Annotated in this window: 23 protein-coding genes; 14 read left to right on the top strand and 9 right to left on the bottom strand. The window is 73.9% G+C overall.

All coding sequences use genetic code 11. The features are described from left to right. Nucleotides 1-9 precede the first annotated feature (9 nt). Nucleotides 10-768, top strand: a complete 759-nt coding sequence (recO, locus tag EAH89_RS01060; protein ID WP_140880909.1) for a DNA repair protein RecO — start codon at nt 10-12, stop codon at nt 766-768. Here the strand turns inward: recO and EAH89_RS01055 are convergent, their stop codons facing one another. Then, nucleotides 769-2,394 carry a PPC domain-containing protein gene (locus EAH89_RS01055; RefSeq protein WP_140880908.1) on the bottom strand — a complete coding sequence of 542 codons (1,626 nt, stop codon included), beginning with the start codon at nt 2,392-2,394 and terminating at the stop codon, nt 769-771. A gap of 165 nt (nt 2,395-2,559) precedes the next feature. Between EAH89_RS01055 and parC the strand changes: the two genes are divergently transcribed. Beyond that, complete coding sequence (gene parC / locus EAH89_RS01050) at nt 2,560-4,791, top strand: DNA topoisomerase IV subunit A (RefSeq protein ID WP_140880907.1); 2,232 nt, start codon at nt 2,560-2,562, stop codon at nt 4,789-4,791. A gap of 7 nt (nt 4,792-4,798) precedes the next feature. Then, nucleotides 4,799-5,605, top strand: a complete 807-nt coding sequence (locus EAH89_RS01045; protein ID WP_140880906.1) for an acyltransferase — start codon at nt 4,799-4,801, stop codon at nt 5,603-5,605. Between the two features lie 28 nt (nt 5,606-5,633). On the opposite strand, the gene EAH89_RS01040 is transcribed toward EAH89_RS01045, so the two are convergent. Further along, a complete protein-coding gene (locus EAH89_RS01040) occupies nt 5,634-5,987 on the bottom strand; it encodes a MarR family winged helix-turn-helix transcriptional regulator (protein WP_140880905.1) in 354 nt (117 codons plus the stop codon). Between the two features lie 122 nt (nt 5,988-6,109). Further along, entirely contained in the window at nt 6,110-6,697 is a 588-nt protein-coding gene (locus EAH89_RS01035) for a PEP-CTERM sorting domain-containing protein (protein WP_140880904.1), read from the bottom strand. A gap of 499 nt (nt 6,698-7,196) precedes the next feature. Here EAH89_RS01035 and EAH89_RS01030 point away from each other — a divergent pair, with 499 nt between their 5' ends. From EAH89_RS01030 to EAH89_RS01020, 3 genes are read left to right on the top strand one after another with little or no spacing between them, the layout of a single operon-like run. After that, on the top strand, nt 7,197-8,828 hold the full coding sequence (locus EAH89_RS01030) for a sensor histidine kinase (RefSeq protein WP_140880903.1): 1,632 nt from the start codon (nt 7,197-7,199) through the stop codon (nt 8,826-8,828). A 22-nt stretch (nt 8,829-8,850) separates the two neighbouring features. Beyond that, nucleotides 8,851-9,615 (top strand): response regulator, encoded by a 765-nt coding sequence (locus EAH89_RS01025; protein WP_140880902.1) that lies wholly within the window; start codon nt 8,851-8,853, stop codon nt 9,613-9,615. 5 nt (nt 9,616-9,620) lie between these two features. Continuing rightward, the gene (locus EAH89_RS01020) at nt 9,621-12,038 is read left to right on the top strand and encodes a sensor histidine kinase (RefSeq protein WP_140880901.1); all 2,418 of its coding nucleotides are present in this window, start codon (nt 9,621-9,623) and stop codon (nt 12,036-12,038) included. A 9-nt stretch (nt 12,039-12,047) separates the two neighbouring features. Here EAH89_RS01020 and EAH89_RS01015 read toward each other — a convergent pair whose 3' ends face one another. Continuing rightward, complete coding sequence (locus EAH89_RS01015; RefSeq protein ID WP_140880900.1) at nt 12,048-12,971, bottom strand: crotonase/enoyl-CoA hydratase family protein; 924 nt, start codon at nt 12,969-12,971, stop codon at nt 12,048-12,050. A 415-nt stretch (nt 12,972-13,386) separates the two neighbouring features. On the opposite strand from EAH89_RS01015, the gene katG reads away from it, so the two are divergent. Continuing rightward, on the top strand, nt 13,387-15,606 hold the full coding sequence (gene katG, locus EAH89_RS01010; RefSeq protein WP_140880899.1) for a catalase/peroxidase HPI: 2,220 nt from the start codon (nt 13,387-13,389) through the stop codon (nt 15,604-15,606). 91 nt (nt 15,607-15,697) lie between these two features. Beyond that, complete coding sequence (locus EAH89_RS01005; RefSeq protein WP_140880898.1) at nt 15,698-15,985, top strand: hypothetical protein; 288 nt, start codon at nt 15,698-15,700, stop codon at nt 15,983-15,985. Nucleotides 15,986-15,997: 12 nt separating this feature from the next. Here the strand turns inward: EAH89_RS01005 and EAH89_RS01000 are convergent, their stop codons facing one another. The 3 genes from EAH89_RS01000 to EAH89_RS00990 form a co-directional block, all read right to left on the bottom strand. Beyond that, nucleotides 15,998-16,357, bottom strand: coding sequence for a DUF779 domain-containing protein (locus tag EAH89_RS01000; protein ID WP_140880897.1), 360 nt, complete (start codon nt 16,355-16,357; stop codon nt 15,998-16,000). Between the two features lie 52 nt (nt 16,358-16,409). Continuing rightward, nucleotides 16,410-17,927 carry an aldehyde dehydrogenase gene (adh, locus tag EAH89_RS00995; RefSeq protein ID WP_140880896.1) on the bottom strand — a complete coding sequence of 506 codons (1,518 nt, stop codon included), beginning with the start codon at nt 17,925-17,927 and terminating at the stop codon, nt 16,410-16,412. 132 nt (nt 17,928-18,059) lie between these two features. Next, nucleotides 18,060-19,025, bottom strand: coding sequence for a GAF domain-containing protein (locus tag EAH89_RS00990; RefSeq protein ID WP_140880895.1), 966 nt, complete (start codon nt 19,023-19,025; stop codon nt 18,060-18,062). A gap of 148 nt (nt 19,026-19,173) precedes the next feature. On the opposite strand from EAH89_RS00990, the gene EAH89_RS00985 reads away from it, so the two are divergent. The 5 genes from EAH89_RS00985 to EAH89_RS31920 all read left to right on the top strand — a co-directional run bounded on the left by EAH89_RS00985 (nt 19,174) and on the right by EAH89_RS31920 (nt 23,591). Continuing rightward, the gene (locus EAH89_RS00985) at nt 19,174-19,356 is read left to right on the top strand and encodes a hypothetical protein (RefSeq protein ID WP_140880894.1); all 183 of its coding nucleotides are present in this window, start codon (nt 19,174-19,176) and stop codon (nt 19,354-19,356) included. Further along, on the top strand, nt 19,353-20,741 hold the full coding sequence (locus EAH89_RS00980) for an amidase (RefSeq protein ID WP_206667419.1): 1,389 nt from the start codon (nt 19,353-19,355) through the stop codon (nt 20,739-20,741). The genes EAH89_RS00985 and EAH89_RS00980 overlap by 4 nt, the downstream gene beginning before the upstream one ends. Before the next feature lie 249 nt (nt 20,742-20,990). After that, nucleotides 20,991-21,995, top strand: a complete 1,005-nt coding sequence (locus tag EAH89_RS00975; RefSeq protein ID WP_140880893.1) for an ABC transporter substrate-binding protein — start codon at nt 20,991-20,993, stop codon at nt 21,993-21,995. After that, entirely contained in the window at nt 21,985-22,854 is an 870-nt protein-coding gene (locus EAH89_RS31925) for an ABC transporter permease (protein ID WP_140880892.1), read from the top strand. Before EAH89_RS00975 ends, EAH89_RS31925 begins: the two co-directional genes overlap by 11 nt. Beyond that, on the top strand, nt 22,851-23,591 hold the full coding sequence (locus tag EAH89_RS31920) for an ABC transporter ATP-binding protein (protein ID WP_140880891.1): 741 nt from the start codon (nt 22,851-22,853) through the stop codon (nt 23,589-23,591). The genes EAH89_RS31925 and EAH89_RS31920 overlap by 4 nt, the downstream gene beginning before the upstream one ends. A gap of 10 nt (nt 23,592-23,601) precedes the next feature. On the opposite strand, the gene EAH89_RS00960 is transcribed toward EAH89_RS31920, so the two are convergent. Next, nucleotides 23,602-24,531 (bottom strand): LysR family transcriptional regulator, encoded by a 930-nt coding sequence (locus tag EAH89_RS00960; RefSeq protein WP_140880890.1) that lies wholly within the window; start codon nt 24,529-24,531, stop codon nt 23,602-23,604. Between the two features lie 118 nt (nt 24,532-24,649). Between EAH89_RS00960 and EAH89_RS00955 the strand changes: the two genes are divergently transcribed. Beyond that, nucleotides 24,650-25,537, top strand: coding sequence for a polysaccharide deacetylase family protein (locus EAH89_RS00955; RefSeq protein WP_140880889.1), 888 nt, complete (start codon nt 24,650-24,652; stop codon nt 25,535-25,537). A gap of 9 nt (nt 25,538-25,546) precedes the next feature. Here EAH89_RS00955 and EAH89_RS00950 read toward each other — a convergent pair whose 3' ends face one another. Next, complete coding sequence (locus tag EAH89_RS00950; RefSeq protein WP_140880888.1) at nt 25,547-26,308, bottom strand: short-chain dehydrogenase/reductase; 762 nt, start codon at nt 26,306-26,308, stop codon at nt 25,547-25,549. Nucleotides 26,309-26,315: the final 7 nt, after the last annotated feature.

Genomic DNA, 26,315 nt, shown 5'->3' with positions numbered 1-26,315 from the left:
CTTTCCCCCATGGAATGGACCGCCCCGGGCATCGTGCTGGAGGCCCGCCCGCTCGGCGAGGGTGGCGCCGTGATCACCCTCCTCACCGAGGAGCACGGGCGCCACGGCGGCCTCGCCAAGGGCGGGGCGTCGCGCGCCCAGGCCGCGACCTGGCTGCCCGGCAACCTCGTCGAGGCCCACTGGGTCGCCCGCCTGGCCGACCAGCTCGGCTCCCTCAGCGGCGAGCTGGTCCACCCCACGGCGGCGCTGGCGCTGGACGACCCGCTGGCCCTCGCGCTGCTCTCCTCCGCCTGCACGGTCGCGGCCGAGGCCCTGCCGGAGCGCGAGCCACACCCGGCCGTCTTCCGCGCCCTGCTCCCGATCCTCGCCCACCTGCAGCGCGGGGCGGAGGAGGTGATCCCCGACTACCTCCACTGGGAGGTGCTGCTGCTCTCGGAGCTCGGCTATGGCCTGGACCTCGCCCGTTGCGCCGTCACCGGCGACACCGCGGGCCTCACCCATGTCTCGCCGAAGTCGGGGCGGGCGGCGCGGGCGGACGTCGCCGCGCCCTACGCCGACCGGATGCTTCCCCTGCCGCCGTTCCTGCGCGACGCCTCGCTCGCGAGCGGCCCGGAGGACTGGGCGGCCGCGCTGCGCGTCACCGGCCACTTCCTCGCCCGCGACGCCTTCGGCACCCGCCACCGCCCCGTCCCCGCGGCGCGCGAGGCGCTGGCGGACCGGATCGCCGTCCGGGCTGGGGCGCTTCCGGCCGGCGAGGCGCCGGCCTGATCAGGGTGCCGGCCGCACCAGCACGAGGCTGACCTCCCCCGGGCGGTCCTCCAGCAGGCGCAGGCGGAGGAAGGCGGGGCGCGGCTCCGCGGGGATGTCGAGGCGGGAGGAGAGCCCCTCCGCGTCGTCGTTCTCGCCGAGCACCGACCCGTCCGCGTCCAGCAGCTCCAGCACCGTGTCGGCCCCGTCCGCGAGGCCGAAGGTGATTGCCACCGCCGGGCGCCCGTCGAAGGGCAGGGCGAAGACGGCGGCCTCGCCGGCCTCCACCGTCGCCCGCACGGCCTCGCCGATCACCAGGGCGGGCCGCCGCGCGGCCTCCGCCAGGTCGCCGGCCGCCCCCACGCCGCCCCCGGCCGCGGCCTGCACGGCCAGGTCGAAGCCGCCGCGCGCGTTGTTCAGCAGGCTCGCCCGCACGAAGGCCGCGCCCGCGCCGGCGCCGCGGGTCGTCACGCGCGAGGCGAGGCCGCCGCCCCCGTCGTCGTCCTCCGCCAGGACCCGCCCCTCGGCGTCGAGCAGCGCGAGCACGGTGTCGGCGTCGCCGCCCAGGTTGCGCGTCGAGACCGTGACGGGCTGCCCCTCCGGCAGGGCGAAGAAGGCCTCCCCGCCGCGCCCGAGCTCGACCCGCACGACCTGCCCGGGGCTGAGCGGGCCGCGCGCGCGGGCCTCCTCCAGGCTGGTGGGGTAGTCCGGCGCCGGCGCGGGCGCCTCGCGCTCCAGCACGAGCTCGAAGCGGCCGGTGCCGCTGACGAGCGAGGCGCGCAGCAGCACCGGCCCGTTCGCGGCGCGGTTCAGCGGCAGCAGCGAGGCCAGCCCCTCGCCGCCGTCGTCGTCCTCGGCGATCACGGTCCCCGCCGCGTCCACCAGCGCGAGCGCCGTGTCCGTGCCGCGCGCGAGGTCGCGCGTGCGGGCGACGAGGTTAGCGCGGTCGGCCGGCAGGGCGAAGAAGGCCTCCTGGTTCCGCCGCAGGCGGAGGCGGATGGGCTGCCCCACCTCGGCCGGCGGCCGCGCGGCGGCCTCGGCGGGGCTCGTCGCGAAGCTCGCGGAGGGCTGGGGCGCGATCCGCGTGAGCACCACCTCGAAGCGGCCGCCGGCGTTCTCCAGCGTGCCGGCGCGGACGACCTGCGCCCCGTCGCCGGGCTGCACCTCGAGCCGGGAGGAAAGGCTCTCCTCCCCGCCGTCGTCGTCCTCGGCCACCAGGCCGCCGGCGTCGTCGAGCACGGCGACGATCGTGTCGGTGTTCCGCGAGAGCCCGCGGGTGGTCACGGCCCAGGCCTCCCCGGCCTCGGGCGCCACCCGGAAGAAGGCCTGCTGCCCGCGCGAGAGATTCACGCGCACGGGCCGGTCGGGCTGGAGCGGCGGGGTGCGCGCCGCCTCGGCCGCGCTCAGCGCGTAACCGGGACGGGGCGGCGCCGGCGGCCGCGCGGGCGCCGCGGGCGGCGGGGCGGGGGAAGGCGGGGCCGGGCTCTTCAGCGCCCCGCCCTGCACGGGGCGGGCGAGATCCCCGGCCAGGGCCGCGCCGGTGGCCGGCGCGAGGGCCGCGAGGGCGAGGGCGAGGACCCCCGCCCGGCCCCGCGCCGACCGGCTCCGCGGCGATCCGCCCCGCACACCCCCATCCCGCTGCCGCATCGACGATCCCCCTCTTCCCGCCGGCCGTTGCTAGACGGCACCGGTCGGCCCGGCAATCCACAGCTTCGTGCCCGGAAGGCGCCGGATCGCGCGGGATGCCCTGGCGCCGCGCGGCGCCGGCTGCTAGAAAAGGTGCATAGAACGAAGAGAGAACAGGGGCCCGCCATGCCCGACGACGTGAAGTCCATCCCCGACGGCGGCCGGATCAACGAGACCCCGCTCGCCGGCGCCCTATCGGAGCGCTACCTTGCCTACGCCATGTCCACGATCATGTCCCGGTCGCTCCCGGACGTGCGGGACGGGCTGAAGCCGGTCCATCGCCGGCTGCTCTGGGCCATGCAGCAGCTGAAGCTGGACCCGGCGGGCGGGTTCAAGAAGTGCGCCCGCGTGGTGGGCGACGTCATCGGCAAGTACCACCCGCACGGCGACGCCTCCGTCTACGAGGCGCTGGTGCGGCTCGCCCAGGAATTCGCGGCCCGCTACCCGCTGGTGGAGGGGCAGGGGAACTTCGGCAACATCGACGGCGATAACGCCGCCGCCATGCGCTACACCGAGGCGAAGCTCACCGAGGTCGCCAAGGCCCTGCTGGACGGCATCGACGAGGACGCCGTCGACTTCCGCCCGACCTATGACGGGGAGGAGCAGGAGCCGGTGGTGCTGCCGGCGGCCTTCCCCAACCTTCTCGCCAACGGCTCCAACGGCATCGCGGTCGGCATGGCGACCTCCATCCCGCCGCACAACGCCGGCGAGGCCTGCGCCGCCGCCCTCGAGCTGATCCGCAACCCCGCGGCCACCACGGCGGAGCTGCTGGCGCACATGCCCGGCCCCGACTTCCCCACGGGCGGCATCATGGTCGAGCCCGCGGACAGCATCCTCCAGTCCTACGAGACCGGGCGCGGCGGCTTCCGGCTGCGCGCGCGGTGGGAGGTGGAGAAGCTCAAGAACGGCACCTGGCAGGTCGTGGTGACCGAGATCCCCTACCAAGTCGGCAAGTCCCGCCTGATCGAGGGCATCGCCGAGCTTCTCGAGGCGAAGAAGCTGCCCCTGCTGGCCGACGTGCGCGACGAGAGCACGGACAAGGTGCGCATGGTGCTGGAGCCGAAGACGCGCACCATCGAGCCCGCGATGCTCATGGAGAGCCTCTTCCGCGCGACGCCGCTCGAATCCCGCATCCCGCTGAACATGAACGTGCTGGACGCCTCGCGCACGCCGCGCGTCATGGGCCTGCGCGAGGTGCTGCGCGCCTGGCTCGACCACCGGCAGGTCGTGCTGGTGCGCCGTTCCTCCCACCGGCTGGCGGCCATCGAGCGGCGGCTGGAGATCCTCGACGGCTACCTCATCGTCTATCTCAACCTCGACGAGGTCATCCGCATCGTTCGCGAGGAGGACCACCCGAAGGAGGCGCTGATCCGCACCTTCGCGCTGACGGACACGCAGGCCGAGGCCGTGCTGAACATGCGGCTGCGCGCGCTGCGCAAGCTCGAGGAGATGGAGATCCGCCGCGAGCACACGAAGCTCACGAAGGAGCTCAAGGGGCTGCAGCGCCTGCTCGGCAGCGAGAAGGCGCAGTGGGACCGCATCGCCGAGGAGATCGAGGAGGCGCGTCAGAAGTTCGGCAGCGGCGCGCTCGGCGATCGCCGCACGACGCAGACGGAGGCCGTCGCCGTTGCCTTCGACGAGGCGCAGTTCGTCGAGCGCGAGCCGATCACCGTCATCCTCTCCGAGAAGGGCTGGCTGCGCGCGGTGAAGGGTCACATCGAGGACACGGCCGGGCTGAAGTTCAAGGAGGGCGACGGCCTCGCCATGCACCTCCACGCCGAGACGACGGACCGCATCGGCCTCCTCGCCTCCAATGGGCGCGCCTACACGATCAAGGCCGACGCCGTGCCGCGCGGCCGCGGGGACGGGCAGCCGGTGCGGCTGATGGTGGAGCTCGGCAACGAGGACAACATCCTCTCCGCCTTCGTGTTCCGAGAAGGGCAGCGCTTCCTCCTCGCCTCCGCGACCGGCCGCGGCTTCGTCTGCAAGGCCGAGGACCTGCTGTCCGAGAAGCGCACGGGCAAGCAGATCCTGGTGGTGGACGCGCCCGACGCCCTCGTCGCCTGCGCGCCCGTCGAGGGCGACACGGTCGCGGTGATCGGCGAGAACCGGAAGCTCCTCGTCTTCCCGCTGGAGCAGGTGCCGGAGATGACGCGCGGGCGCGGCGTCGCGCTGCAGGGCTACCGCGACGGCAAGCTCTCTGACGTGAAGGTCTTCGCCAAGGCGGACGGGCTCACCTGGCGCCTCGGCGACCGCACGCGCACGGAGACCGCGCTGGCGCCCTGGCGGGGCAACCGGGGCGGGGCGGGCAAGATGCCGCCGAACGGCTTCCCGAAGTCCAACCGCTTCGACGGCTGACCGCGCGGTGCCGCCGGACCGGGAAGCGCTGGTCCGGGCCCTGGTCGGCCATCCGGCGTGGGGCGGCTTCTTCGATCGCCCGCGGCCCGGCTACGGCTTCCCGGAGCTGGGCTCCGCCGTCACCTACGGCACCGGCCCGGAGGACCTATCGGCCCTCGCCGCGCTCGGCATCCGGGTCGAGGGAGGCGGGGACAACGCCGTCCTGCTCGCGGCGCCGCGGGCCGGGCACAACCTGCGCCTTCACTTCGGCGGGCACTCGGGCGGCGTCGTGGCGCTGGGCGCGGACGGCTTGCTGGCCGGCCGGATTGGCTTCGAGGGAGACCGCCACCTGGTCCTCTGCAACGGCCGCGGCACGCTGCACCTCAACGCCACCTTCCGCGGGCACGAGGGCGCGCTCTTCCTCGGGCGGGACTTCACCGTCAACGGCGCGAGCCTCCTCGTGGAGGGGCCGCGCCGCAGCATCGTCGTCGGCGACGACGCGATGGTGTCCTACGGGGTGCAGATCCGCACCAGCGACAGCCACGGCATCGTCTCCCTCGACGATCCCTCCTCCGCGCTGAACCCGCCCGCGAGCATCCGGGTGGGCCCGCATGCCTGGATCGGGGCGGACGTCGTCATCGGGCGGGGCGTCACCGTCGGGCGCGGCGCGATCGTCGCGCTGCGGACGGTCGTGACCCGGGACGTGGCGCCCTGCACCCTCGTCGGCGGCGTGCCCATGCGCGTGCTGAAGGAGCGCGTGACCTGGACCCGCGCCTCCCAGCCGAGCGCGGCCGAGGCGAAGGCCGCGATCGCCTTCGCCGCCACGGAGGATTAGAGGCAGGCAAGCCGGCGCGGCGAGGGCCTCAGCCCGCGGGCGGCAGGGAGATGGCCTCGCGCATGATCTGGCGGATCTCGCGGATCAGGGCCGCGCCCTTGACGGTGCGCTGCACGAGCACGGAGCGAGCGTCCAGGGCATTCGCCTCGCGGCGGACGAGGACCGCGCCGCAGAGCTGGTCCAGCGCGTCCGAGACGGCGCCGTCCGGCAGGTTGAGCGCGAGGGCGAGGTCATGCCCGGTGTGCGGCGCGGCGTAGACGTAGACGCGCAGGAACACGCCAAGCTGGCGCGTGGTGAGGTCCGGCCCGTCGCGCCGCACCAGCGCGGCGACGGTCTCGTGCAGAAGCGCCATGAGTTCATCCGGCGTGCCCGGCAGCGGCATGGGGGTCTTTCTCGTGAAGCCTGGCGGCTCCCCGCTCAGGGTTGGGGGCAGGGAGCCGGGGAGGGGCCGGGCGCGTGGACGCCCGGCCGTTGGGGACTTGTCGCGGGGCGGTAGCCCACGCCTCAGGCCGTCGGGGGGAGCTTGCGCCGGCCGACCAGGCCCAGGCCGAGGAGCCCCATGCCGAACAGCGCCATGGAGGCGGGCTCGGGCACGGCGACCGGCGGCGGCGGCGGCGTCGAGCCGGTGTCGTAGAAGGTGATGTGCGAGTAGCCGCTCCGCCGCCCGAAGTACTCGGTGAGGTTGATCGTCGCGCTCGTGATCGCGTTCTGCAGGTCGTAGAACAGCGCGTAGCCGTCGGCCTGCTTGATGCTGAAATAGTGGATGACGGGGTCGTCGGCGCCGGGGGTGTAGACGAAGGAGAGGCTGTTGCTGCTCGACGCGTAGCTGACGGTGAATTCCTGGCCAGAGATGGTTTCGAAGCGACCGAAGTCCTGACCGCCTCCGAAGTTGTACTTATAGATGGTGGGCGAGCCACCTGAGGCGGCGATGTTGGTGACGCCAGTGGTCGTGGCGTAGCAGTTGGCGAAGCCGCCGCGACCGGAGCAGTCGTTCCCTTCGAAGTAGCCGGCAGAAATGAGGGCAGCCTTGGCGGGCGCGGCGGCCGCCGCGAGGGCGATGAGGCCGGCAATGACGTGGGTCGTGAACTTCATGTCTCCACCCTCCCTTTGCGGTGGTGAAGTTTCGATAGCGATCCGTATGCCAGTTGCTAAATCGCAACTAAATCAACGCGACTTCGTTAACAGGGACGCTCGCCTCGAAAGTGCTGTAAAATCGGCCGACACTCTCGCAGGTTGCCTTCCGGTGAGTGGTGCTTCCCACGCCGTTAGTGGCGATGCACGCGGCCGGCAGGGCCGTCTTCGCCCCGCCGGGTCACGCGCGACGGCCAGTGGAAGCGCAGTATCCCGCCCACAATGCAAACCGGCACGCAGAATGTTAGGTAATCAATACAGATTCATATACGTAACTTTCTCGACTTTTTCTTGCTGAAACCGCACATGTTTGTGAAGTTAGGATCACGGAGCCGTCAGATAATGCCCGATGGTCTCCGCCGTCCACGCGTTCAGGCAAGGAGGCGATCGGCATGGCGAGGCGCGTTGCTCAACCATCGGTTGGTGCCGCGGCGTCGTGCGATCGCGCTGGGGCTTGACGATGCCGCCCTTCACCTCCGGCACCCCGTCCATGGCCCGGCGAGCCGATCCTGCCCCGTTCCGGCGCGGGGATAAGGCCGATGGTCCGCCTTCCCTGTCCCTGCCAGGCGCGCGGCCCGCGCTGCTCGCCGCCGGTTTCGCGCTGGCCGCGGGCGTGGCGCTCGCGCTCACCGCGGTCGGCACCCCGCTCGCCTCCCTGGCCCTGCTCACGGGCGTGGCCGGCTTCGTGCTCGGCGCCGGCTTCCTGGCGGCAACCCGCGGCTACCGCGGCCAGGCGCTGCCCGGCTCGGTGGAGCGCCTCGCGCTCGATCTCGCGGCCGTCATCGTCCGCACCCCCGAGGGGACCATCCGCTACTGGTCGCCCGGCGCGGAGCGCCTCTTCGGCTACACGGCGGGCGAGGCCGTCGGGCGCCTCGCGCACGAGCTTCTCCGCACCCGCTTCATGGAGGGCGGGCGGCGGACCGCCATGGCGGAGCTCATGCAGGCCGGGCACTGGCAGGGCGAGCTTCGCCATCGGCGCCGCGACGGCGTGCAGACGACGGTCGCCACCGCCTGGGAGATGCGCCGCGCCGGCGCCGAGTCCCTGATCGTGGAGGCCAGCACCGAGGCGCTCGGGCTCAAGGCCGCGGAGGAGGAGCTGCGCGCCTCCGAGGGGCGGCTCCGCCTCGCGCAGGAGGTCGCCGAGATCGGCACCTTCGAGTGGCATCCCGGCACGGAGGAGCAGGACTGGTCGCCCGAGCAACACGCCCTGTTCGGGACGAGCCTCGACGCCGAGGCGCGCCCGACCGTCGAGCGCCTCGTCGCCCTCGTCCTTCCCGAGGACCAGGCGCCACTTCGCGCCGCCCTCGCCCACGCGGAGGAGACCGGCGAGTACGAGGCCGAGTTCCGCATCCGCCGCCGCACCCGCGACGGGGGCGAGGAGACGCGCTGGCTCTACGGGCGCGGGCGGCGGATGCCCGGCCGCGCCGGTAGCCGCGGCTCGATCGTCGGCATGCACGTCGACACCACGGCGCGCAAGGACGCCGAGATGCGCCAGACCCTCCTCATCCGCGAGGTGGACCACCGCGCGAAGAACGCGCTGACGGTGGTGCAGGCCATCCTCCGCCTCACCCGCGCGCCGGACCAAGCGGCCTATGTGCGGGCGGTGGAGGGGCGCGTCGCGGCGCTGGCCCGGGCGCAGACCCTGCTGACCCAGAGCGGCTGGTCGGGCGCCGACCTGCGCACGCTCATCGAGGGCGAGCTCGCGCCCTTCCTGACCACCGGCGGCCTCGGGCCGACGGTGGTCGTCTCGGGCTCCGCGGCCATGGTGCCGCCGGTCATCGCCCAGCCCCTCTCGATGGCGGTCCACGAGCTCGCCACCAACGCGGTGAAGCACGGCGCGCTGTCGGTGCCCGGCGGGCTCGTGCGGATCGACTGGTCGGTCACGCCGGGCAGCACGCGCCGCCTCACGCTGCGCTGGCGGGAGTCGGGCGGGCCGAGCCTCCCGGCGCGTCCGTCCCGCTGCGGCTTCGGCTCGCGGGTCCTGCAGACCACCGTGCAGAACCAGCTCGGCGGGTACCTGACGCAGCACTGGCCCGAGGCGGGGCTGGAATGCCAGATCGACATCCCGCTGCCCGGCCCGGCGCAGCCCTGAGGCGGCGCACAGGAACTCGCGCATGCCCTTGATCCTGATCCTCGACGACCGCGCAACCAACCGCGCGATCTTCACCCGCCTCGCGCAGCTCATCGCGGACGAGGTCATCGTGGAGAGCTTCGCCAACCCGCTCGACGCGCTGGAATGGCTCGAGAGCAACGAGGTGGACCTCGTCATCACCGACTACTCGATGCGCGAGATGGACGGGGCGGAGTTCACGCGGCGCTTCCGGGCGCTGCGTAGCGGCGCGGCGGTGCCCGTGCTGGTGGTCACCGCCTACGACGACCGCGGCTTCCGCCAGGCCGCGATGGAGGCCGGCGCGACCGACTTCCTGCAGAGCCCGGTCGACCACTTCGAGTTCGTGGCGCGCGCGCGCAACCTGCTGGCGCTGCCGCCGGCCGCCGCCGCGCCGCGCCCGGTGGTGGCCCCGGCGATGGACGACCTGCCCGCCCTCGTCCTCGCGACCGACCGCGACGGGCGCTGCCTCTTCGTCAACGCGCGCATGGCCGGGCATCTCGGCCGCCCGGCCGCGGAGCTGGTCGGGCAGGACATGGCGCGCGTCCTCGGGGCGGAGCGCGCGGCGCTGGGCCGCGCGAAGGACCGCGCGGTGATCGAGACGGGGCAGGGGATCCCCGCCTTCTGGGAGACGGCGGAGGGGGGGCTCCTCCTGCTGACCTCGAAGGCGCCCCTCCGCGCGGCCGACGGGGCCGTGGTCGGGGTGCTCAGCACCTCGCTCGAGCTCGACCCGGCCGCGGGCCTCCCGGGACCCCTCGCGGGCGGGGGCTAGCGCGCGTGCGCGGCCTGCGGGAGGGCTTGGCCCGCCTGCGGGGGCGGCCGGACTCCGAGCACGAGATGAGCCTCAACCGGCTCGGCTTCGCGGCCCTGCTGCTGGGCTGCCAGGCGGTCATCCCCGGCCCGGACCCGCTCGGCGCCCAGCTTGCGCTCGGCGGCTGGTGCCTCGCCGCCGCGGCCATCTTCGGGCACATCCTCGCCTTCCCGAGCGCCTCCACGCCGCGGCGGGTCGCGGCGCTGCTGCTCGATGTCGGCTGCCTCTCCTGGTACCTGCACATCGGCGGCGAGGAGCACTCGAGCTTCGTCGCGATCTACCTCTGGGTCGTCTTCGGCAACGGCTTCCGCTTCGGCCTCCCCTGGCTGCGGGCGGCGACGGTCGCCACCGTCGCGGGCTTCGCCGCCGTCGCCGCGACGACGCCCTTCTGGAGCGAGCAGCCGCACCTCGCGGCGGGGCTGCTCGTCGGCTTCGTGGTCCTGCCGCTCTACGCGGGCGCGCTGATCCGCAAGCTGTCGGACGCGCGCCGCGCGGCGGAGGCGGCGAACCAGGCCAAGAGCCTCTTCCTCGCCTCAGTCAGCCACGAGCTGCGCACCCCGCTGAACGCGATCGTCGGCATGGGCGCGCTGCTGCGCGACACGCGCCTCGACGCCGACCAGGCGGAGATGGCGGGCACCATCCTCGCCGCGGCGCGGGCGCAGCTCGACCTCGTGGACGACCTCCTCGACCTCTCGCGCATCGAGTCCGGGCGGATGCGGGTCGACCTCGAGGCCTTCAGCCTGTCCGACCTGCTGGTCGAGCTCCGGAGCATCATCCAGCCCCAGGCGCGCGGGCGGGGCCTCGTCTTCGGCCTGCACCTCGCCGCGGGGCTGCCCGAGCGGCTGCGCGCGGACCGGCGCCACCTGCGGGAAATCCTGCTGAACCTCTGCGGCAACGCGCTCAAGTTCACCGAGTCCGGCGGCATCTCGGTCGCGGTGCGGGGCGACCCCGCGGGACCGGGCCGCGTGCGGCTCCGCTTCGAGGTCTCCGACACCGGCATCGGCATCGCCGGGGAGGCGCAGGCGCGGATCTTCGACAGCTTCACCCAGGCCGACGCCGGCATCGCCAACCGCTTCGGCGGCACGGGGCTGGGCCTGTCGATCTGCCGGCAACTCGCCGGCCTCCTCGGCGGGGAGATCGGGGTGGAGAGCGCGCCGGGGGAGGGGGCGACCTTCTGGTTCACGGTCCTGGCCGAGCCGCTGGCCGCGCCGGCCGCGACCGCCCCACCCGTCGCCGAGGTGGCGCTGCTGGCCTCGGAGTCCGTCGCCGCCCGCCTCGCGCCGTGTCTCGCGGCCGCCGGCCTGGTCGCCCGGCGAGTCGCGGCGGTGGCGGAGGCCGGGACGCGCCCCCTCCTGGCCGAGGCCGGCCTGCTGCTGCCGCAGGCCCCGGCGGGGACGGGCCTCGCGCCGCCCGCCTGGGCGGGCCGGCCCGTGGTGCTGCTCGGCGCGCCGCCCGGCGAGGGGCTGCCGCGGGGCGCCGCGCGCTGGGCGCTCGGCATCGTCTCGCCCGACGGCAAGCCCGCGGACCTCGCGCGGCTGCTGCGGGTGGCGGCCCCCGCGTCGGCCGCGGAGGCGCCGGCCGCCGCGCCGGCGCCCGCGCCCGAGGCCGGTGGCCTCCGGCTGCTCGTGGCCGACGACAACCAGGTGAACCGCAGCGTGGTGGAGCGAATCCTCCGGCGCGCCGGGCACGAGCCCGTGCTGGTGAGGGACGGCGAGGCCGCGCTCGACGCGCTCTCCGCCGAGGGGGCGCGCTACGATCTCGCCCTGATGGACGTGAACATGCCCGTGCTCGACGGCGTGGAGGCCACGAAGCTGCACCGCTTCGGCGAGGTGGGCGCCGGCCGGCGGCTGGTGATCCTCGGCCTCACGGCGGACGCCACGCCGGAGACGCGCGACCGCTGCCTCGCAGCCGGCATGGACGGGCTGATCACCAAGCCGGTGGAGCCAGAGGCGCTGCTGGCGGCGATCCGCCGGGCCCTGCCGGAAGCGCCCCCACCGTTGCCCGGCGCCCTGCCCGGCCGGCCGCAGGCGGCGCCGGACCCTGCGCCCGTGCTCGACCTCGAGGTGGTGCGGCAGCTCGGCGGGCTGGGCGGCGCGCAGTTCGTCACGGAGGTGGCCGGCGACTTCCTGGAGGAGGGGGCGCAGCTGCTGGGCGGGCTGTCGACCGCGGCCGCCGCCTGCGACGCCACGGCCTTCCGGCGGCAGGCGCATGCGCTGTCCAGCATCTCCGCCAGCATCGGCGCGGTGCGGCTCCACCGGCTCTGCGCCGACGCGCAGCGCCTGCCCGGCACGGCGCTCCGCGCGCGGGGGCCGGACGACGCGGGCGCGATCGCCGCCGAGTTCGAGCGGGTGCGCGCGGCGCTCGGCGAGCTGCGCGGGGCCTAGCGCCGCGGCTCAGCCGGCGGCGAGGCCGGCGATGCGGCGGTCCTGGGCGCCGGCGAGCCGCAGCATCTTGCGCAGGTCGCCCTCGCCGAGGTTCAGCGCCGCCTCGGCCCAGCCGTCGACGACGTGGCGCAGCTCGTGCAGCGTGACGGGCTCGACGCGGCGGCGGGTCTCGAAGAGGGCGCGGTGCGCGTTGAAGCGGCGGCCGGTGCGCTCGGTGTACTCGCGCACGGCGTCCTCGCCCTGGCCGTCCTCGGCGAGCACGTCGACCAGGCCCATCTCGTGAAGCTCGGCCGCGCCGTAGACCTTGCCGGAGAGGATCATCCGCTCCGCCGCCTGCCGCCCGATGCGGCGCGAGAGGAAGGAGTAGGCGCCCATGCCCGGGAAGAGGTTGAACAGCACCTCCGGCAGGCCGAACTTCGCGGAGCGCTCGGCGACGATGACGTCGTGCGCCAGCGCGCACTCGAAGCCGCCGCCAAGCGCGTCGCCCTGAATGAGGGCGATGGTGGTGACGGGCAGGCCGAAGGCCGTGTGGTTGCGGTGGATGGCCTCGACCGCGACGTGCCCGTAGCGGCGCAGCCCCTCGAGGTCGCCGGCGCGGATGAGCCGCGCGAAGAGGGCGAGGTCGCCGCCGAGGTTGTAAATGCCGGGAACGGAGGAGCCGAGCACCACGTGGCGCACGGCGCCCGGCGCCGCCTGCATCATCCGGGTGAGCTCGCGGTGCATCTCGCCGATGTCGTGGAGCAGGCCGCTGGTGAAGCTCGGCCGGCCGAGCGGGGCCATGCGGGCCCACCAGATGCCGGAGGCGGCGTCGAACTCGCCCTGCAGGTTCGCGTAGGTGAGCGAGGTGGGGGGCGTGCCCTCGCGGGTCACGCCGGCGAGCTCCTCCCAGGAGAGGCGGCCCGCGGAGGGGGCAATGTGTCCGATATGAGCCATCTTCGACTTCTGCCTCTCGCCTGGACGGGATCTGCACGCTCCGGGCCTCAGCGCCCAGTTTTCATGTCATTCCCGAAATCTCTATTAAGTGATCACATATATGATCACCTGTTTGTGATCAAGTGATCTGTTCGAAGCCGGTGCGTCCAGCGAAAGGCGGCGGGGCGTCTCGGGTCCGGGGCGGCCCGTGCCGGATGCCGGTTCGGCGGTGGGCGCCCTCGAATGTTGGTCCCTGGAGGGCGACAAGGCGGCGCGGTGGCCGGTCCCTCGCACCGGCCGGTGCCGGCGGTTAGGCCCCTTGCAGAGGGGCCGTGTTGATCGAGCGCCTCGATGCTCCTGATCGAAAAAAACCGTTTCCTGCGATTGCGGCCCGAGCCTAGCCTTCCTCCAACAAGACGTAGGGGAGGACATCCGCATGGACACGAACGTCGCCGATCCGCTGGGCTGCCCGATGAAGAAGCCGGCCGCGCTGCGGTCGCTGCTCGGGCGCACGAACCGCGACTGGTGGCCGAACCACCTCTCGCTGGACATGCTCCACCAGAAGGGCCTCACCGGGAATCCGATGGGGGACGACTTCGACTACGCGAAGGAGTTCCTCACGCTCGACCTCGCGGCGGTGAAGCGCGACCTGCACGCGCTCATGACGGACAGCCAGCCCTGGTGGCCGGCCGACTACGGCCATTACGGGCCCTTCCTCATCCGCATGGCCTGGCACAGCGCCGGCACCTACCGCACCGGCGACGGGCGCGGCGGCGCCTCCTCCGGCTCGCAGCGCTTCGCGCCGCTCAACTCCTGGCCGGACAACGCCAACCTCGACAAGGCGCGGCGCTTGCTCTGGCCGGTCAAGCAGAAGTACGGCCGCAAGCTCTCCTGGGCCGACCTGATGATCCTCGCCGGCAACGTCGCCATCGAGTCCATGGGCGGGCCCGTCTTCGGCTTCGGCGGCGGTCGCGAGGACGTCTTCGAGCCCGAGAAGGACATCTACTGGGGCACCGAGGAGGAGTGGCTCGGCGACACCCGCATCGACCCCGAGAAGGAGAAGGTGCTGGAGAGCCCGCTGGCCGCCATCCAGATGGGCCTCATCTACGTCAACCCGGAGGGCCCGGGCGGCGTGCCCGACCCGGCCGGCTCCGGCCGCGACATCCGCGAGACCTTCGCCCGCATGGGCATGAACGACGTGGAGACCGTCGCCCTGACGGCGGGCGGCCACACCTTCGGCAAGTGCCACGGCGCGGGCGACGCGAAGAAGGTCGGCGCCGAGCCCGAGGGCGCGGACGTCGCGCAGATGGGGCTTGGCTGGCAGAGCGGGCACGAGACGGGCATCGGCGACCACACCATCACCAGCGGCCTGGAGGGCGCCTGGACGCCCACCCCGACGAGCTGGGACAACAGCTACTTCCACATGCTGCTCGACTACGACTATGAGCTCGTGCTCAGCCCCGCCGGCGCGAAGCAGTGGCAGCCGGTGAACCAGCGGCCCGAGGACATGGCGCCGGGCGCGCACAGCCCCGACCGCCGCCTGCCGACGATGATGACCACGGCCGACATGGCGATGAAGGTGGACCCCGCCTACCGGAAGATCTCGGAGCGTTTCCGCGACCACCCGGAGGAGTTCGCCGATGCCTTCGCCCGCGCCTGGTTCAAGCTCTGCCACCGCGACATGGGGCCGAAGGCGCGCTACCTCGGCCCCGACGTGCCGGCCGAGGACCTGCTCTGGCAGGACCCGATCCCGGCCGCCGACCACGCGCCGATCGACGCGGCGGACGTGGACGCCCTCAAGGGCCGCATCCTCGCCTCCGGCCTCACCACCGCGGAGCTGGTCGCGACCGCCTGGGCCTCCGCCTCGACCTACCGCGGCTCGGACCACCGCGGCGGCGCGAACGGCGGCCGCCTCCGCCTCGCGCCCCAGAAGGACTGGGAGGTGAACGAGCCCGAGCGCCTAGCGAAGGTGCTGGGCGTGCTGGAGGGCATCAAGGCCGAGTTCGACGGCGCGGCCACCGGCGGCAAGAAGGTCTCGATCGCCGACCTCATCGTGCTCGGCGGCGTGGCGGCGGTGGAGAAGGCGGCGCGGGAGGCCGGGCACGACGTGTCCGTGCCCTTCACCCCCGGCCGCACCGACGCCTCGGCCGAGCACACCGACGCCGAGGGCTTCGAGCCGCTGGAGCCGCGGGCCGACGGCTTCCGCAACTACCTCGGCGTCGAGTTCAACGTGCCGACCGAGGAGCTGCTTCTCGACCGCGCGCAGCTCCTCACGCTGAGCGCGCCGGAGATGGCCGTTCTCGTCGGCGGCCTGCGGGTCCTCGGCGCGAACCACGCCGGGCGGAAGGAGGGCGTGCTCACCGACCGGCCGGGGCAGCTCACCAACGACTTCTTCGTCAACCTGCTCGACATGGGCACGGCGTGGAAGATGGTGGACGGGCACGCGGACGACGTCTTCCAGGGCACCTGCCGCAAGACCGACCAGCCGCGCTGGACGGCGACCCGCACGGACCTCGTCTTCGGCGCCAACTCGCAGCTCCGGGCGCTCTCCGAGGTCTACGCCTCCGCCGATGCCGGCCGGAAGTTCGTCGACGACTTCATCGCCGCCTGGACCAAGGTGATGAACGCGGACCGCTTCGACCTCCGACCGCACTGAGCGCTGGTGGCCCGCCCTTCGGGGCGGGCTGTCTCCCCGCCGCGGCGCCCCTGCCGCGGCAACGGGTGGCCTCAGGCGAGAGGAGCGGCCGATGCGTCGCCGGGACGTCGATGGACTGGATCCGTCGCGCGCCTACTGGGTGCCGGCGGTGGTCTCCCCCGAGCGCAACTGGGCGGGCGCGCCCGGCTGCCGGCGGGGGGCGCGCTACATGGTGAACTCGCTCACGCTCCGGCCGAGCCGGGACGAGTTCGTGCCCTTCGACAGCGAGTTCAGCTGCCTGCGCTGGATCATGCAGAACCGGGCGGACCTCAACAGGACACTGCCCGGCGCCCGCATCCGCGCCGTGCCCCTGGACCGCTGGCTGCTCGGCCTCGACTGAGCGGGGCGGCGGTCAGGACGCGGCGGGCGGCCGGGCGGCGAGGAGGCAGGAGCGCGTGTGGAAGCGCCGCTCTCGCCCGTTGTCGAGCGAGAACATGCCGCCGCGGCCCGGCACCACGTCGATGACGAGGCCGGTGTGCCGCCAGGCCTCGAACTGCGCCGCGCCGATGTAGAAGGGCGCGCCGCCGATCCTCCCCAGCAGCACGTCCCGGTCGCCGAGGATGAAGTCGCCCTGCGGGTAGCACATGGGCGAGGACCCATCGCAGCAGCCGCCGGACTGGTGGAACAGCACCGGCCCGTGCTCCGCCTGGATCTCGGCCAGCAGCGCCAGCGCCTCCGGCGTCGCGCTCACGCGGTTCTCGGCGTCGGACATGCGGGCCTCCGCAGGGGGGGAGGGCGCGGGCCGAGGGGCCCGCGCCCGGGAATCAGAAGAAGCCGAGCTTCTTCGGGCTGTAGCTGACGAGCATGTTCTTCGTCTGCTGGTAGTGGTCAAGCATCGCCTTGTGGTTTTCCCGCCCGATGCCCGACTGCTTGTAGCCGCCGAAGGCCGCGTGCGCGGGGTAGGCGTGGTAGCAGTTCGTCCAGACGCGCCCGGCCTGGATGCCGCGGCCGAAGCGGTAGGCGCGGTTCACGTCGCGCGTCCAGACGCCGGCGCCGAGGCCGTAGAGCGTGTCGTTGGCGATGGCGAGCGCGTCGGCGTCGTCCTTGAAGGTCGTGACGGAGACGACGGGGCCGAAGATCTCCTCCTGGAAGACGCGCATGCGGTTCTCGCCGCGGAAGACGGTCGGCTGCATGTAGAAGCCGCCGGCGAGCTCGCCCGGCAGCTCCGCGCGCGCGCCGCCCGTGAGGACCTCCGCGCCCTCCTGCTTGCCGATGTCGACGTAGCTGAGGATCTTCTCGAGCTGCTCGCTCGAGGCCTGGGCGCCGATCATGGTGCCGGGCTCGCGCGGGTCGCCCTGGGTGATCGCGCCCACGCGCTTCAGCGCCCGCTCCATGAAGCGGTCGTAGAGGCTCTCGTGGATCAGCGCGCGCGAGGGGCAGGTGCAGACCTCGCCCTGGTTGAGGGCGAACATCGTGAAGCCCTCGAGCGCCTTGTCGAAGAAGTCGTCGTCCTCGGCGGCGACGTCGGCGAAGAAGATGTTCGGCGACTTGCCGCCGAGCTCGAGGGTCACGGGAATGAGGTTCTGGCTCGCGTACTGCATGATCAGCCGCCCGGTCGTCGTCTCGCCGGTGAAGGCGATCTTGGCGATGCGGGGGCTCGACGCCAGCGGCTTGCCGGCCTCCAGCCCGAAGCCGTTGACGATGTTCAGCACGCCCGGCGGCAGCAGGTCCGCGATCAGTTCCGCCCAGACGAGGATGGAGGCGGGCGTCTGCTCGGCGGGCTTGAGGACCACGCAGTTCCCGGCGGCGAGCGCCGGGGCCAGCTTCCAGCAGGCCATCAGCAGCGGGAAGTTCCAGGGGATGATCTGCCCGACCACGCCCAGCGGCTCGTGGAAGTGGTAGGCGATCGTGTCGTGGTCGATCTCGCTGAGCGCGCCCTCCTGGGCGCGGATGCAGCCCGCGAAGTAGCGGAAGTGGTCGATCGCCAGCGGCAGGTCGGCCGCGGTCGTCTCGCGGATCGGCTTGCCGTTGTCGAGCGTCTCGGCGAGCGCCAGCAGGTCGAGGTTGTCCTCCATCCGCTGGGCGATCGCGTTCAGGATCTTGGCGCGCTCGGTCGTGCTCGTGCGGCCCCAGGCCTCGCGGGCGGCGTGGGCGGCGTCGAGGGCGCGCTCGACGTCCACCGCGTCCGAGCGCGCGACGTCGCAGAGCACGCGGCCGTTGATGGGGGAGGTGTTGCTGAAGCTGCGCCCGCTCGCCGCCTCCATCCACTGGCCGCCGATGAGGTTGCCGTAGCGGTGCTTGAAGGGGGATTCGCCCTGCCGGGCCGCGTCGATCTTGGTCATGCCTTCCTCCGTGCGTCCTCTGTGGATCGCATCGGGGGCAGGATGGAGCGGGCGGGCCGCCGGTGTCACGGCCCTTCGCGGGGCCGGGGCGGGGCGTGTCGCAGATCTGCGACAACTCCCCGGCCGAGGCGTTCAGCCGCCGCGCAGCCCCAGGCGGCGGAGCTTGCGGTGCAGCGTCGCGCGGCTGATCCCGAGCGCCTCGGCCGCGGCAGAGACGTTGCCCCCGGCGCGCGCCAGGGCCCGCTGCAGCGCGCCGCGCTCGGCCTGGGCGAGGGCGGGCGGGCCGGCCTCGGCCCCGGGCAGGCCCAGCACGTCGGCGGCGGGCAGGGGCCGGCTCAGCCGCGCCGCGGTGATGCCCAGCGCCTGGCGCGCGGCCCGGCTGGCACCCACCACGAGGTCGTCGGCGTCGATCGCCAGCAGCGCGCCGGCGGCCCGGTCGTCGGCCAGCACGATCCGCGCCCGGGGGAAGGCCTCCCGGAAGCAGCGCTCCTCGATGCGGCGCGCGGCCTCCGTCACCGCGGCGGCGATGAGGGCCGTGGCGCCCTCCGTCAGGTCGGCGCGGCAGGAGGAGACGTCGAGCGCGGCCGCCAGCCGCCCCTCGTGGTCGTAGACGGGCGCGGTGGTGCAGCTCAGCCGGGCGTTGCGGGCGTGGAAATGCTGGTCGCGGTGCACCGTCAGCGGCCGTCCCTCGGCTAGGCAGGTGCCGATGGCGTTGGTGCCCTCGCGCGCCTCGCTCCAGACCGTGCCGGTCCAGAGGCCCCAGTCGCGGAACTGCCGGTCCTCGCCGCCCGCGCCGCGCCGCTCCACGAGGACGCCGCGCTCGTTCGTGAGGACGACGCAGCAGCCGATGCCGCCGACGGCCTGGAACAGGCGGTCCATCACGGGTCCCGCGAGGGCGAGGAGCGGTCCCATCGCTTCCCGGTCCCGCCCGAGCTCCGCGGCGGCCAGCGCCTGCCGGGCGGCCCGCGCCGCGGGGTCGAGGCCGTAGAGGAGGGCCGACCGGCGCCAGGAGGCGGCGATGGTCGATCGCACGGCGGCGCCGTCCTGCAGGGCCGCCTGGATGCGCTCGGCATGCGACCGGACACCGGCTTCCGGCATCGTTCCGTCCCCGTCCGTCGTTCTTTGTTCCCCGGGCCATAGCAGGCGGAGCCGGGCGAGGGAAACATCTTCCGCGCGCCCGGCCGGGCGCTACCCCTCCGGCGCGCGCCCTGCCACGATGGCCGCGTCGTTCCCGCGAGGTGCCCCGATGGACCCGTCCCTCACCGAAGCCCTGGCCCGCTCGCTCGGGCTCGAGAGGGCGCTGGCGGAGCACCGCGACGACGTGCTCGCCGCCGGCGAGCGCGCGGCCCTCATCCGCGCCGCGCTGCCCGACCCCCGCGACCCCGCCGTCGAGCCCGTGCCCCCGATGCGGGCGGGGCCGCGGCCGTGACGCCGCTGCACCGGCTCGGCGCCGCCGGGATCGCGCGTGCCTACCGCGAGGGGACGCTGACGCCGCCGCGCCTGCTGCGGCACCTGCTGGACCGCATCGAGCGGCTGGAGCCCCGGGTCCACGCCTTCGTCCGGCTCGACGCGGAGGCCGCGATGGAGGCCGCCGAGGCCGCGGCGGCGGAGCTCGCCCGGGGGCGCGACCGCGGGCCGCTGCACGGGGTTCCCGTGGGCATCAAGGACATCATCGACGTCGCGGGGCTGCCGACCACCTGCCATTCCCGCATCCTTCTCGACAACGTCGCGACCGCGGACGCCGCCGTCGTCGCCCGGCTGCGGGGGGCGGGGGCGATCATCCTCGGCAAGCTGGCGACGCACGAGTTCGCCCTTGGCGGCCCCGCCTTCGACCTTCCCTTCCCGCCCGCGCGCAACCCCTGGAACACGGACCACCATCCCGGCGGCTCCTCCTCCGGCTCGGGCGCGGGGCTGGCGGCCGGGTTCTTCCCGCTCGCCCTCGGCACCGACACCGGCGGCTCCGTCCGCAACCCCGCGAGCCAGTGCGGCATCGTCGGTCTGAAGCCAACCTACGGGCTGGTCTCACGCCGCGGCGTCTTCCCGCTCGCCTTCACGCTCGACCATGTCGGGCCGATGGCGCGGAGCGCCGAGGACGCGGCGCTGCTGCTCGACGCCATCGCGGGGCACGACGCGCGGGACCCGGGCAGCGCGCCCGCGCCGCCCCCGCGCCGGCCGGGCGGGGGCATCGCGGGCCTGCGCGTCGGCTTCGTCCGGCACTTCCACGAGACCGACATGCCCGCCGATCCCGAGGTCGCGTCGGCGCTCGAGCGCGCGGCCGCGGTGCTGGAAGGGGAGGGCGCGGTGCTGCGCGACGTGACGCTGCCCTCGCTGACCGCCTTTTCCGCCATCAACCGCGCGATCCTGCACGCGGAGGCCTACGCCATCCACGCGCCCTGGCTGCGCGAGCGACCGGGCGACTACGCGCAGCTCACCCGGGCCTCGCTCCTCACCGGCGCCTTCCTCTCGGCCGACGACCTCCTGCGGGCGCAGCGGGCGCGCGGCGAGATGATCGAGGCGGTGGACTGCGCCCTCTCCGAGGTCGACGTGCTGATGACCGCGAGCTCCATGGACCCGGCCGCCCGGATCGACGACGCGCCCGCCGTCGCCCGCACCTACCCGCGCCAGGCGCGGACCCCGTTCAACGTCACGGGGCACCCCGCCCTGGCGATGATGGCCGGGCTCTCCACGGGCGGCCTGCCGCTCTCCGTCCAGTTCGTGGCGGGCTACTTCGAGGAGGCGCGGCTGCTGCACCTGGCCGCGGTCTACGAGCGGGCGGCGGGCTGGCCGGCCTCCCCGATGATGGAGGAGGCCTGACGCGCGGGCGGACCGCCGTGGCCCCCGACCGGCCGCCCGCTCGGCTTCATCGAGGCCATCCCCGTCCCCGATCCGGCGCCGCTCCCCCTTCTCAGTGCTGGATTGCTGCCGTGGCCACGCCAAACGAGCTCCCGTACCATGCCGTTGCGGCATAACTGCTAGTGCTTGTTTGTCCTGGCTTCGCCGCGCGGCCGGCCCATAGCCTAGCGCGCCGTCCAGGGCTGGCCGGCGCGCGCGGTGGAGGGGACGATGCTACCCAGACGGTCGATCACGGCGCTGCCGATCGCGGCGCTCCTCGGGGCGGCGGCGCTCGCGAAGCCGCGGCGCGCCTCGGCCCTGGCCGCCCAGCCGGCGCCGCTGGCGAAGCCCGAGGCGCTGACGCTCGGCTACCAGAAGGTCGGGCACCTCGCCCCCTTCGCCCTTGTCGAGGCCGACCTCGGCCCGCTCGGCGTCAACCTTCGCATGGTGGAATTCGCGCGCTACGCCGACGCGCGCACGGCGCTGATCTCGGGCTCGCTCGACCTCGCGACGGTCGGCCCGGCCGATCTCGCGATCGCGCTCGCCCAGGGCGCGACCGACATCGTCGGCCTCACCGGCGTCGGCAGCTCCGAGAAATATGTCATCGGCCGCAACGGCGTGACGCTCGACAGCTGGAACGACCTCCGCGGCAAGAAGATCGCGATCGCGCCGGGCTCGGCCGTGTGGTTCCAGTTCGCGGCGACGCTGACCGAGAAGGGCATCCCCTACAACAGCTTCACCGCCGTCAACATCCAGGGCGGCGGCGCCAACTTCGACCAGGCGCTCAAGCGCGGCGAGGTGGACGCGATCGTCACCTGGGAGCCGTTCGAATCCATCCCCGTGATCGAGGGCTACGGCTTCTTCGCGCGCAACCTCGAGTACAGCCGCTCGCGCGCGGTCGGCGCCGAGCTCGGCATGCTGGTCGCGACCCAGACCGCGGCGCGCGCGAAGAAGGACGCGGTGGACCGCTTCATCTGGGCCTACGCGAAGGCCCAGCGCGCCCTCTCCGACGACCCCGCCCGCTTCGCCGAGGCCTACGCGCGCTTCACCGGGCTCGAGCTGAACGTCGCGCGCGAGGCGGCGAAGCCGATCACCCTCGGCGGCGTCGTCACGCCGGAGCAGATCGCGGCCCAGGCGCGCGCCTTCCACCAGCTCGGCGTGGTGCCGCGCGACGTGTCGGCCGAGATCCCCAAGCACTGGGACGCGGGCTTCGTCGCGCGCGCGAATGGCGCGTGACGGCACGCGCCTGACGGGCGTTCCCGCGGAGCCGCGCTGGCGCCAGCCGGCCCTGGCCGCGCTGCGCGGCGCCTCCGCCCTGGCCCTGCCGCTGCTGATTCTGGCTGCGTGGCAATGGGCGGGGGGCGAGCGCGGCGTGCTGCTCGGCGGCGCGCTGCCGACGCCGCTCCGCGTCTGGGAGGCTTGGCAGGCCTGGGCCTTCGGGCCCGTGGGCATGGGGCTGAACGCCTACAGCGGCACCTGGCTCGGCGCCGTGCTGTTCTCGGCGGGCCGCGTGGCGCAGGGCTTCCTGCTCGCCGTCGCGCTGGCCGTGCCGCTCGGCATTCTCATCGGCTGGAGCCGCGGCGCCGCCGCCCTGGTGGACCCGACCATCCAGATGCTGCGGCCGATCCCGATCACGGCTTGGCTGCCCTTCTCCATCGCCATCTTCGGCATCCGCGACTTCGGCGCGATCTTCCTCATCGCGCTCGGCGTCTTCTACCCGGTGGTGGTGAACGCGACCCAGGGCGCGCGGGAGGTGGAGCGCAACTGGATCCGCGCCGCCCTCATGCTCGGCTCCGGCCGGATGAAGATCCTCCTGCATGTCGTCCTCCCGGCCGCGCTGCCGGCGATCTTCACGGGCATGCGGATCGGCCTCGGCGTCGGCTGGACGGCGGTGATCGTCTCGGAGATGGTCGCGGTGAAGTCCGGCCTCGGCTACGTGCTGTGGGACGCCTACTATGTGGGGCGCATGGACGTGGTGCTCGCGGACATGGCGACCATTGGCGTGCTCGGCCTGCTGACCGATCGCGCGATCCTGCTCCTCGCCGGGCGGCTGCTCCGCTGGCGCGCCCTCGCGGCGCACGGGGGCGGGCGTTGATCGACTTCCACGGCGTCACCAAGCGCTACGGCCCCGTGCAGGCGCTGGACGGGATCGACCTGCGGATCGAGGAGGCGGAGTTCGTCGCCCTGCTCGGCCCCTCCGGCTGCGGCAAGTCGACGCTGCTGAACCTGCTGGCCGGCTTCGAGGCGCCGAGCGAGGGCGGGATCGGCTTCGCCGGCGCCGCCATCGGCCGGCCCGGCCCCGACCGCGCCGTGGTGTTCCAGGACGCGGCGCTGCTGCCTTGGCTCAGCGTGCAGGACAACGTCACCTTCGGCCCCCGCATGCGCGGCGACGCGCCCGCGGGCTACGCCGCGCGCACCGCGGAGCTGCTTGGCCTGGTCGGGCTGCAGGGCTTCGAGGACGCGCTGCCCTCGCAGCTCTCGGGCGGCATGCGCCAGCGCGTCGGCCTCGCCCGCGCTCTGGTGATGCAGCCGCGCGCCCTGCTGATGGACGAGCCCTTCGGCGCGCTCGACGCCCAGACGCGGCTCGCGATGCAGCAGCTTCTGCTGGACGTCTGGCAGACGCTCCGCACGACCGTCCTCTTCGTCACGCACGACATCGACGAGGCGATCCTGCTGGCCGACCGGGTCTGCGTCATGACCGCGCGGCCCGGGCGCATCCTGCGCGACATCCCGATCGACCTGCCGCGCCCGCGCTCGCTCGCCCTGCTGACGCAGCCCGGCTTCGTCGCCTACAAGGCGGACATCATGCAGGCGCTGCACCCCGGGCGCTGAGGGCGCGGCGTCACCCCTCCGCCCGCTCCGTCCCGGCGAGGCGCCCCGCCGCGAGCAGCGCGGCGATCTCCGCCCGCAGCGCCTTCACCACCTCCCGCATCGCCAGCCGCACCGGGCGGCGCGCGGACATGCCGAGGACGAGCTCGTTCACCACGAAGGGATCGCAGAGGCGGCGCGCGGCGATGCGGCCGTCGCGGATGTCCCTCCACACGCAGCCATAGGGCAGCACCGCGTCGCCCGCGCCGTCCGCCACGAGGTCGCGGATGGCGGCCAGCGAGTCCACCTCCATCAGCACCGCGAGCGTCGTCCCGGTCTCCAGCGCGACCCGGTCGAGCTCGCGCCGCAGCCCGTGGTGCTGGCCCGGAAGGATCAGCCCGCGGCCGGCCAGGGCGGCGAAGGGAAGCGGCGCGTCCGGCTCGCCCCGCCCGCCGGCGGTGAGGAGGTAGAGGTCCTCCCGCAGGAGCGGGTCCGTCACGACGCTGCCCGCGTGCTGCCCCCGGTGCAGCACCGCGAGGTCGATCCTCCCCGACATCAGCCACTCGTTGACGTAGCCCGAGAAGCCGTCGCTGATCCGCAGGTGGAGCTCCGGCCAGCGGCGCCGGAGACGTTGCAGCAGCGGCGCGCCGACGACGGAGCTGAGGGAGGGCGGCATGCCCAGCGTCACCACGCCGCGCGGCACCTCGCGCTCCGCGGCGGCGGCGGCGCGCACGCCCTCCAGCCGGTCGAGCACCTCCTCGATCACCGCGAGGAAGCGGCCGCCCGCCTCGGTCAGCACCACGCCCCGACCGTGCCGGTAGAGGAGGTCGGCGCCGAGCTCCTGCTCCAGCTTGCGCACCTGGCGGCTGAGGGCGGGCTGGGCCACGGCGAGGATGGCCGCCGCCTGCGAGAAGCTGCCGATGCGCGCGACCTCGCGGAAGTACTCCAGTTGCCGCAACTCCATGCCGTCCCGTCCCCGCGCCGATGCCGCGACAGCATAGCTGTTAGCGCGGCGGCAAAAATGGGTCCGCTTCCCCGGCGCGCCCTAGAGTGGATGGGACGACCGCCAGGGAGCGCCCCGCATGCAGTCCAACCCCCGCATCCCCTACCGCATGGCCTCCGCCGCGCCCGCGCTGCCGCCGCTGCAGGGCAAGCGGCTGCTGGTGCAGCTCGTGGTCAACATCGAGCACTGGCTCTTCGACCAGCCCATGCCGCGGACCGTGCTCACGCCCCCGCACGGCCGCGACCAGGTGCCGGACGTGCCGAACTTCGCCTGGGCCGAGTACGGGATGCGCTGCGGCATGCCCCGGCTGTTCCGCCTCTTTGGGGAGCGCGGCCTGCCCGCCGGCGCCTCCTTCAACGCCGGCGTGATCGACGCCTATCCCGAATGCGCCGCGGCCGTGCTCGAGGCGGGCTGGGAGTTCATCGGCCACGGGTTCCACCAGAAGGCCCTCCACGGGGAGGGCGACGAGAGCGGGGTGATCGACGCCTCGCTCGACAAGATCGAGCGGTTCAGCGGGCGGCGCCCGCGCGGCTGGCTCAGCCCGGGCCTGCGCGAGAGCGCGCGCGCGCCGGACCTGCTGCGCGCGGCGGGGATCGACTACGTCTTCGACTGGGTGCTGGACGACCAGCCCTGCTGGATGCGCACCACCGGCGGCCCGATGATCGCCATGCCCTACACGCTCGAGCTGAACGACAGCGTCATCTACGCGGTGGAGCGCCAGGCAACGGGCGAGATGCACAGCCGCTTCACCCGCACGCTCGCCTGCCTGGAGGGCGAGTTCGCCGCGGGGCCGCGCATCCTCACCCTCGCGCTGCACCCGCACCTGATCGCGGTGCCGCACCGGATCGGGGAACTGGCGGCGATGCTCGACACCTTGCAGGCGCGCGACGACACCCTCTTCGTGCAGTCGCACGAGATCGCCGACTGGTTCGCCGCGGCCTGCCCCGCGGCGTCGGCGGGGCTCTGAGCGCGCGGCTCAGGGGGGCGCGCCGTTGATTGTGAGGATGGTGCCGCTGGTGTAGGCGGAGCGGGGCGAGGCGAGGAAGGCCGCGGCGGAGGCGATCTCCTCCACCGTCGCCGCCCGGCCGAAGGGCATGGTCGCCTGGAACTCGCGCCAGCGCCCGGCGTCGCCGAGCTCCTTCGTCGCGCGGGCGCGCAGCAAGGTCTCGTTCCGCTCGGTCGAGACCGGGCCGGGATTGATGCCCATGACGCGGATGCCGTCCCGCGCCGCGCCGATGCCGAGGCTGCGCGTGAAGGCCATCAGCGCCGCATTGCCCGTGCTGCCCGCGATGTAGTCGGGGTTCATCCGCTCCCCCGCCGCGCCGATGATGTTGACGATGACGCCGCCGCTCGCCTTGAGCGCGGGGTAGAGCAGGCGGCTGAGGCCGATCGTGCCGAAGACCTTCAGGTTCCACGCCGCCCGCCAGGCGTCGTTGCCGACCTCCAGCAGGTTGCCCGCGGGGATGGCGCCGGCGTTGTTGACAAGGATGTCGAGCGCGCCGATCCCGCCCGCCGCCCGCTCCAGCTCCTCGTGCCGGGAGAGGTCGGCGGGGATGGTCTGGGCCGGGCGCCCGCCGGCGCCCGCGATCTCCTCGGCCACGCGCGCCAGGGCGGCGGCGTCCCGGGCGAGGAGGACGAGCTCGCATCCCTCCCGCGCGAGGGCGAGGGCGATGGCGCGGCCGATGCCCTTCGAGGCCCCGGTGACGGCGGCGCGCTTGCCGGAGAGTTCGAGGTCCATCCGCGTT

Source organism: Muricoccus nepalensis, from assembly GCF_006438825.1.
GTDB lineage: Bacteria > Pseudomonadota > Alphaproteobacteria > Acetobacterales > Acetobacteraceae > Roseomonas > Roseomonas nepalensis.
The sequence above is the reverse complement of the archived record's forward strand: the minus strand, read 5'-3'. Positions and strand labels throughout refer to the sequence as shown.

Excerpts from the sequence above, each read along its gene's own strand:
- recO (WP_140880909.1), top strand. The coding sequence starts at position 10 with ATGGAATGGACCGCCCCGGGCATCGTGCTGGAGGCCCGCCCGCTCGGC.
- EAH89_RS01055 (WP_140880908.1), bottom strand. The coding sequence starts at position 2,394 with ATGCGGCAGCGGGATGGGGGTGTGCGGGGCGGATCGCCGCGGAGCCGG.
- parC (WP_140880907.1), top strand. The coding sequence starts at position 2,560 with ATGCCCGACGACGTGAAGTCCATCCCCGACGGCGGCCGGATCAACGAG.
- EAH89_RS01040 (WP_140880905.1), bottom strand. The coding sequence starts at position 5,987 with ATGCCGCTGCCGGGCACGCCGGATGAACTCATGGCGCTTCTGCACGAG.
- EAH89_RS01035 (WP_140880904.1), bottom strand. The coding sequence starts at position 6,697 with ATGAAGTTCACGACCCACGTCATTGCCGGCCTCATCGCCCTCGCGGCG.
- EAH89_RS01030 (WP_140880903.1), top strand. The coding sequence starts at position 7,197 with ATGCCGCCCTTCACCTCCGGCACCCCGTCCATGGCCCGGCGAGCCGAT.
- EAH89_RS01025 (WP_140880902.1), top strand. The coding sequence starts at position 8,851 with ATGCCCTTGATCCTGATCCTCGACGACCGCGCAACCAACCGCGCGATC.
- EAH89_RS01015 (WP_140880900.1), bottom strand. The coding sequence starts at position 12,971 with ATGGCTCATATCGGACACATTGCCCCCTCCGCGGGCCGCCTCTCCTGG.
- katG (WP_140880899.1), top strand. The coding sequence starts at position 13,387 with ATGGACACGAACGTCGCCGATCCGCTGGGCTGCCCGATGAAGAAGCCG.
- EAH89_RS01005 (WP_140880898.1), top strand. The coding sequence starts at position 15,698 with ATGCGTCGCCGGGACGTCGATGGACTGGATCCGTCGCGCGCCTACTGG.
- EAH89_RS01000 (WP_140880897.1), bottom strand. The coding sequence starts at position 16,357 with ATGTCCGACGCCGAGAACCGCGTGAGCGCGACGCCGGAGGCGCTGGCG.
- adh (WP_140880896.1), bottom strand. The coding sequence starts at position 17,927 with ATGACCAAGATCGACGCGGCCCGGCAGGGCGAATCCCCCTTCAAGCAC.
- EAH89_RS00990 (WP_140880895.1), bottom strand. The coding sequence starts at position 19,025 with ATGCCGGAAGCCGGTGTCCGGTCGCATGCCGAGCGCATCCAGGCGGCC.
- EAH89_RS00985 (WP_140880894.1), top strand. The coding sequence starts at position 19,174 with ATGGACCCGTCCCTCACCGAAGCCCTGGCCCGCTCGCTCGGGCTCGAG.
- EAH89_RS00975 (WP_140880893.1), top strand. The coding sequence starts at position 20,991 with ATGCTACCCAGACGGTCGATCACGGCGCTGCCGATCGCGGCGCTCCTC.
- EAH89_RS31925 (WP_140880892.1), top strand. The coding sequence starts at position 21,985 with ATGGCGCGTGACGGCACGCGCCTGACGGGCGTTCCCGCGGAGCCGCGC.
- EAH89_RS00960 (WP_140880890.1), bottom strand. The coding sequence starts at position 24,531 with ATGGAGTTGCGGCAACTGGAGTACTTCCGCGAGGTCGCGCGCATCGGC.
- EAH89_RS00955 (WP_140880889.1), top strand. The coding sequence starts at position 24,650 with ATGCAGTCCAACCCCCGCATCCCCTACCGCATGGCCTCCGCCGCGCCC.
- EAH89_RS00950 (WP_140880888.1), bottom strand. The coding sequence starts at position 26,308 with ATGGACCTCGAACTCTCCGGCAAGCGCGCCGCCGTCACCGGGGCCTCG.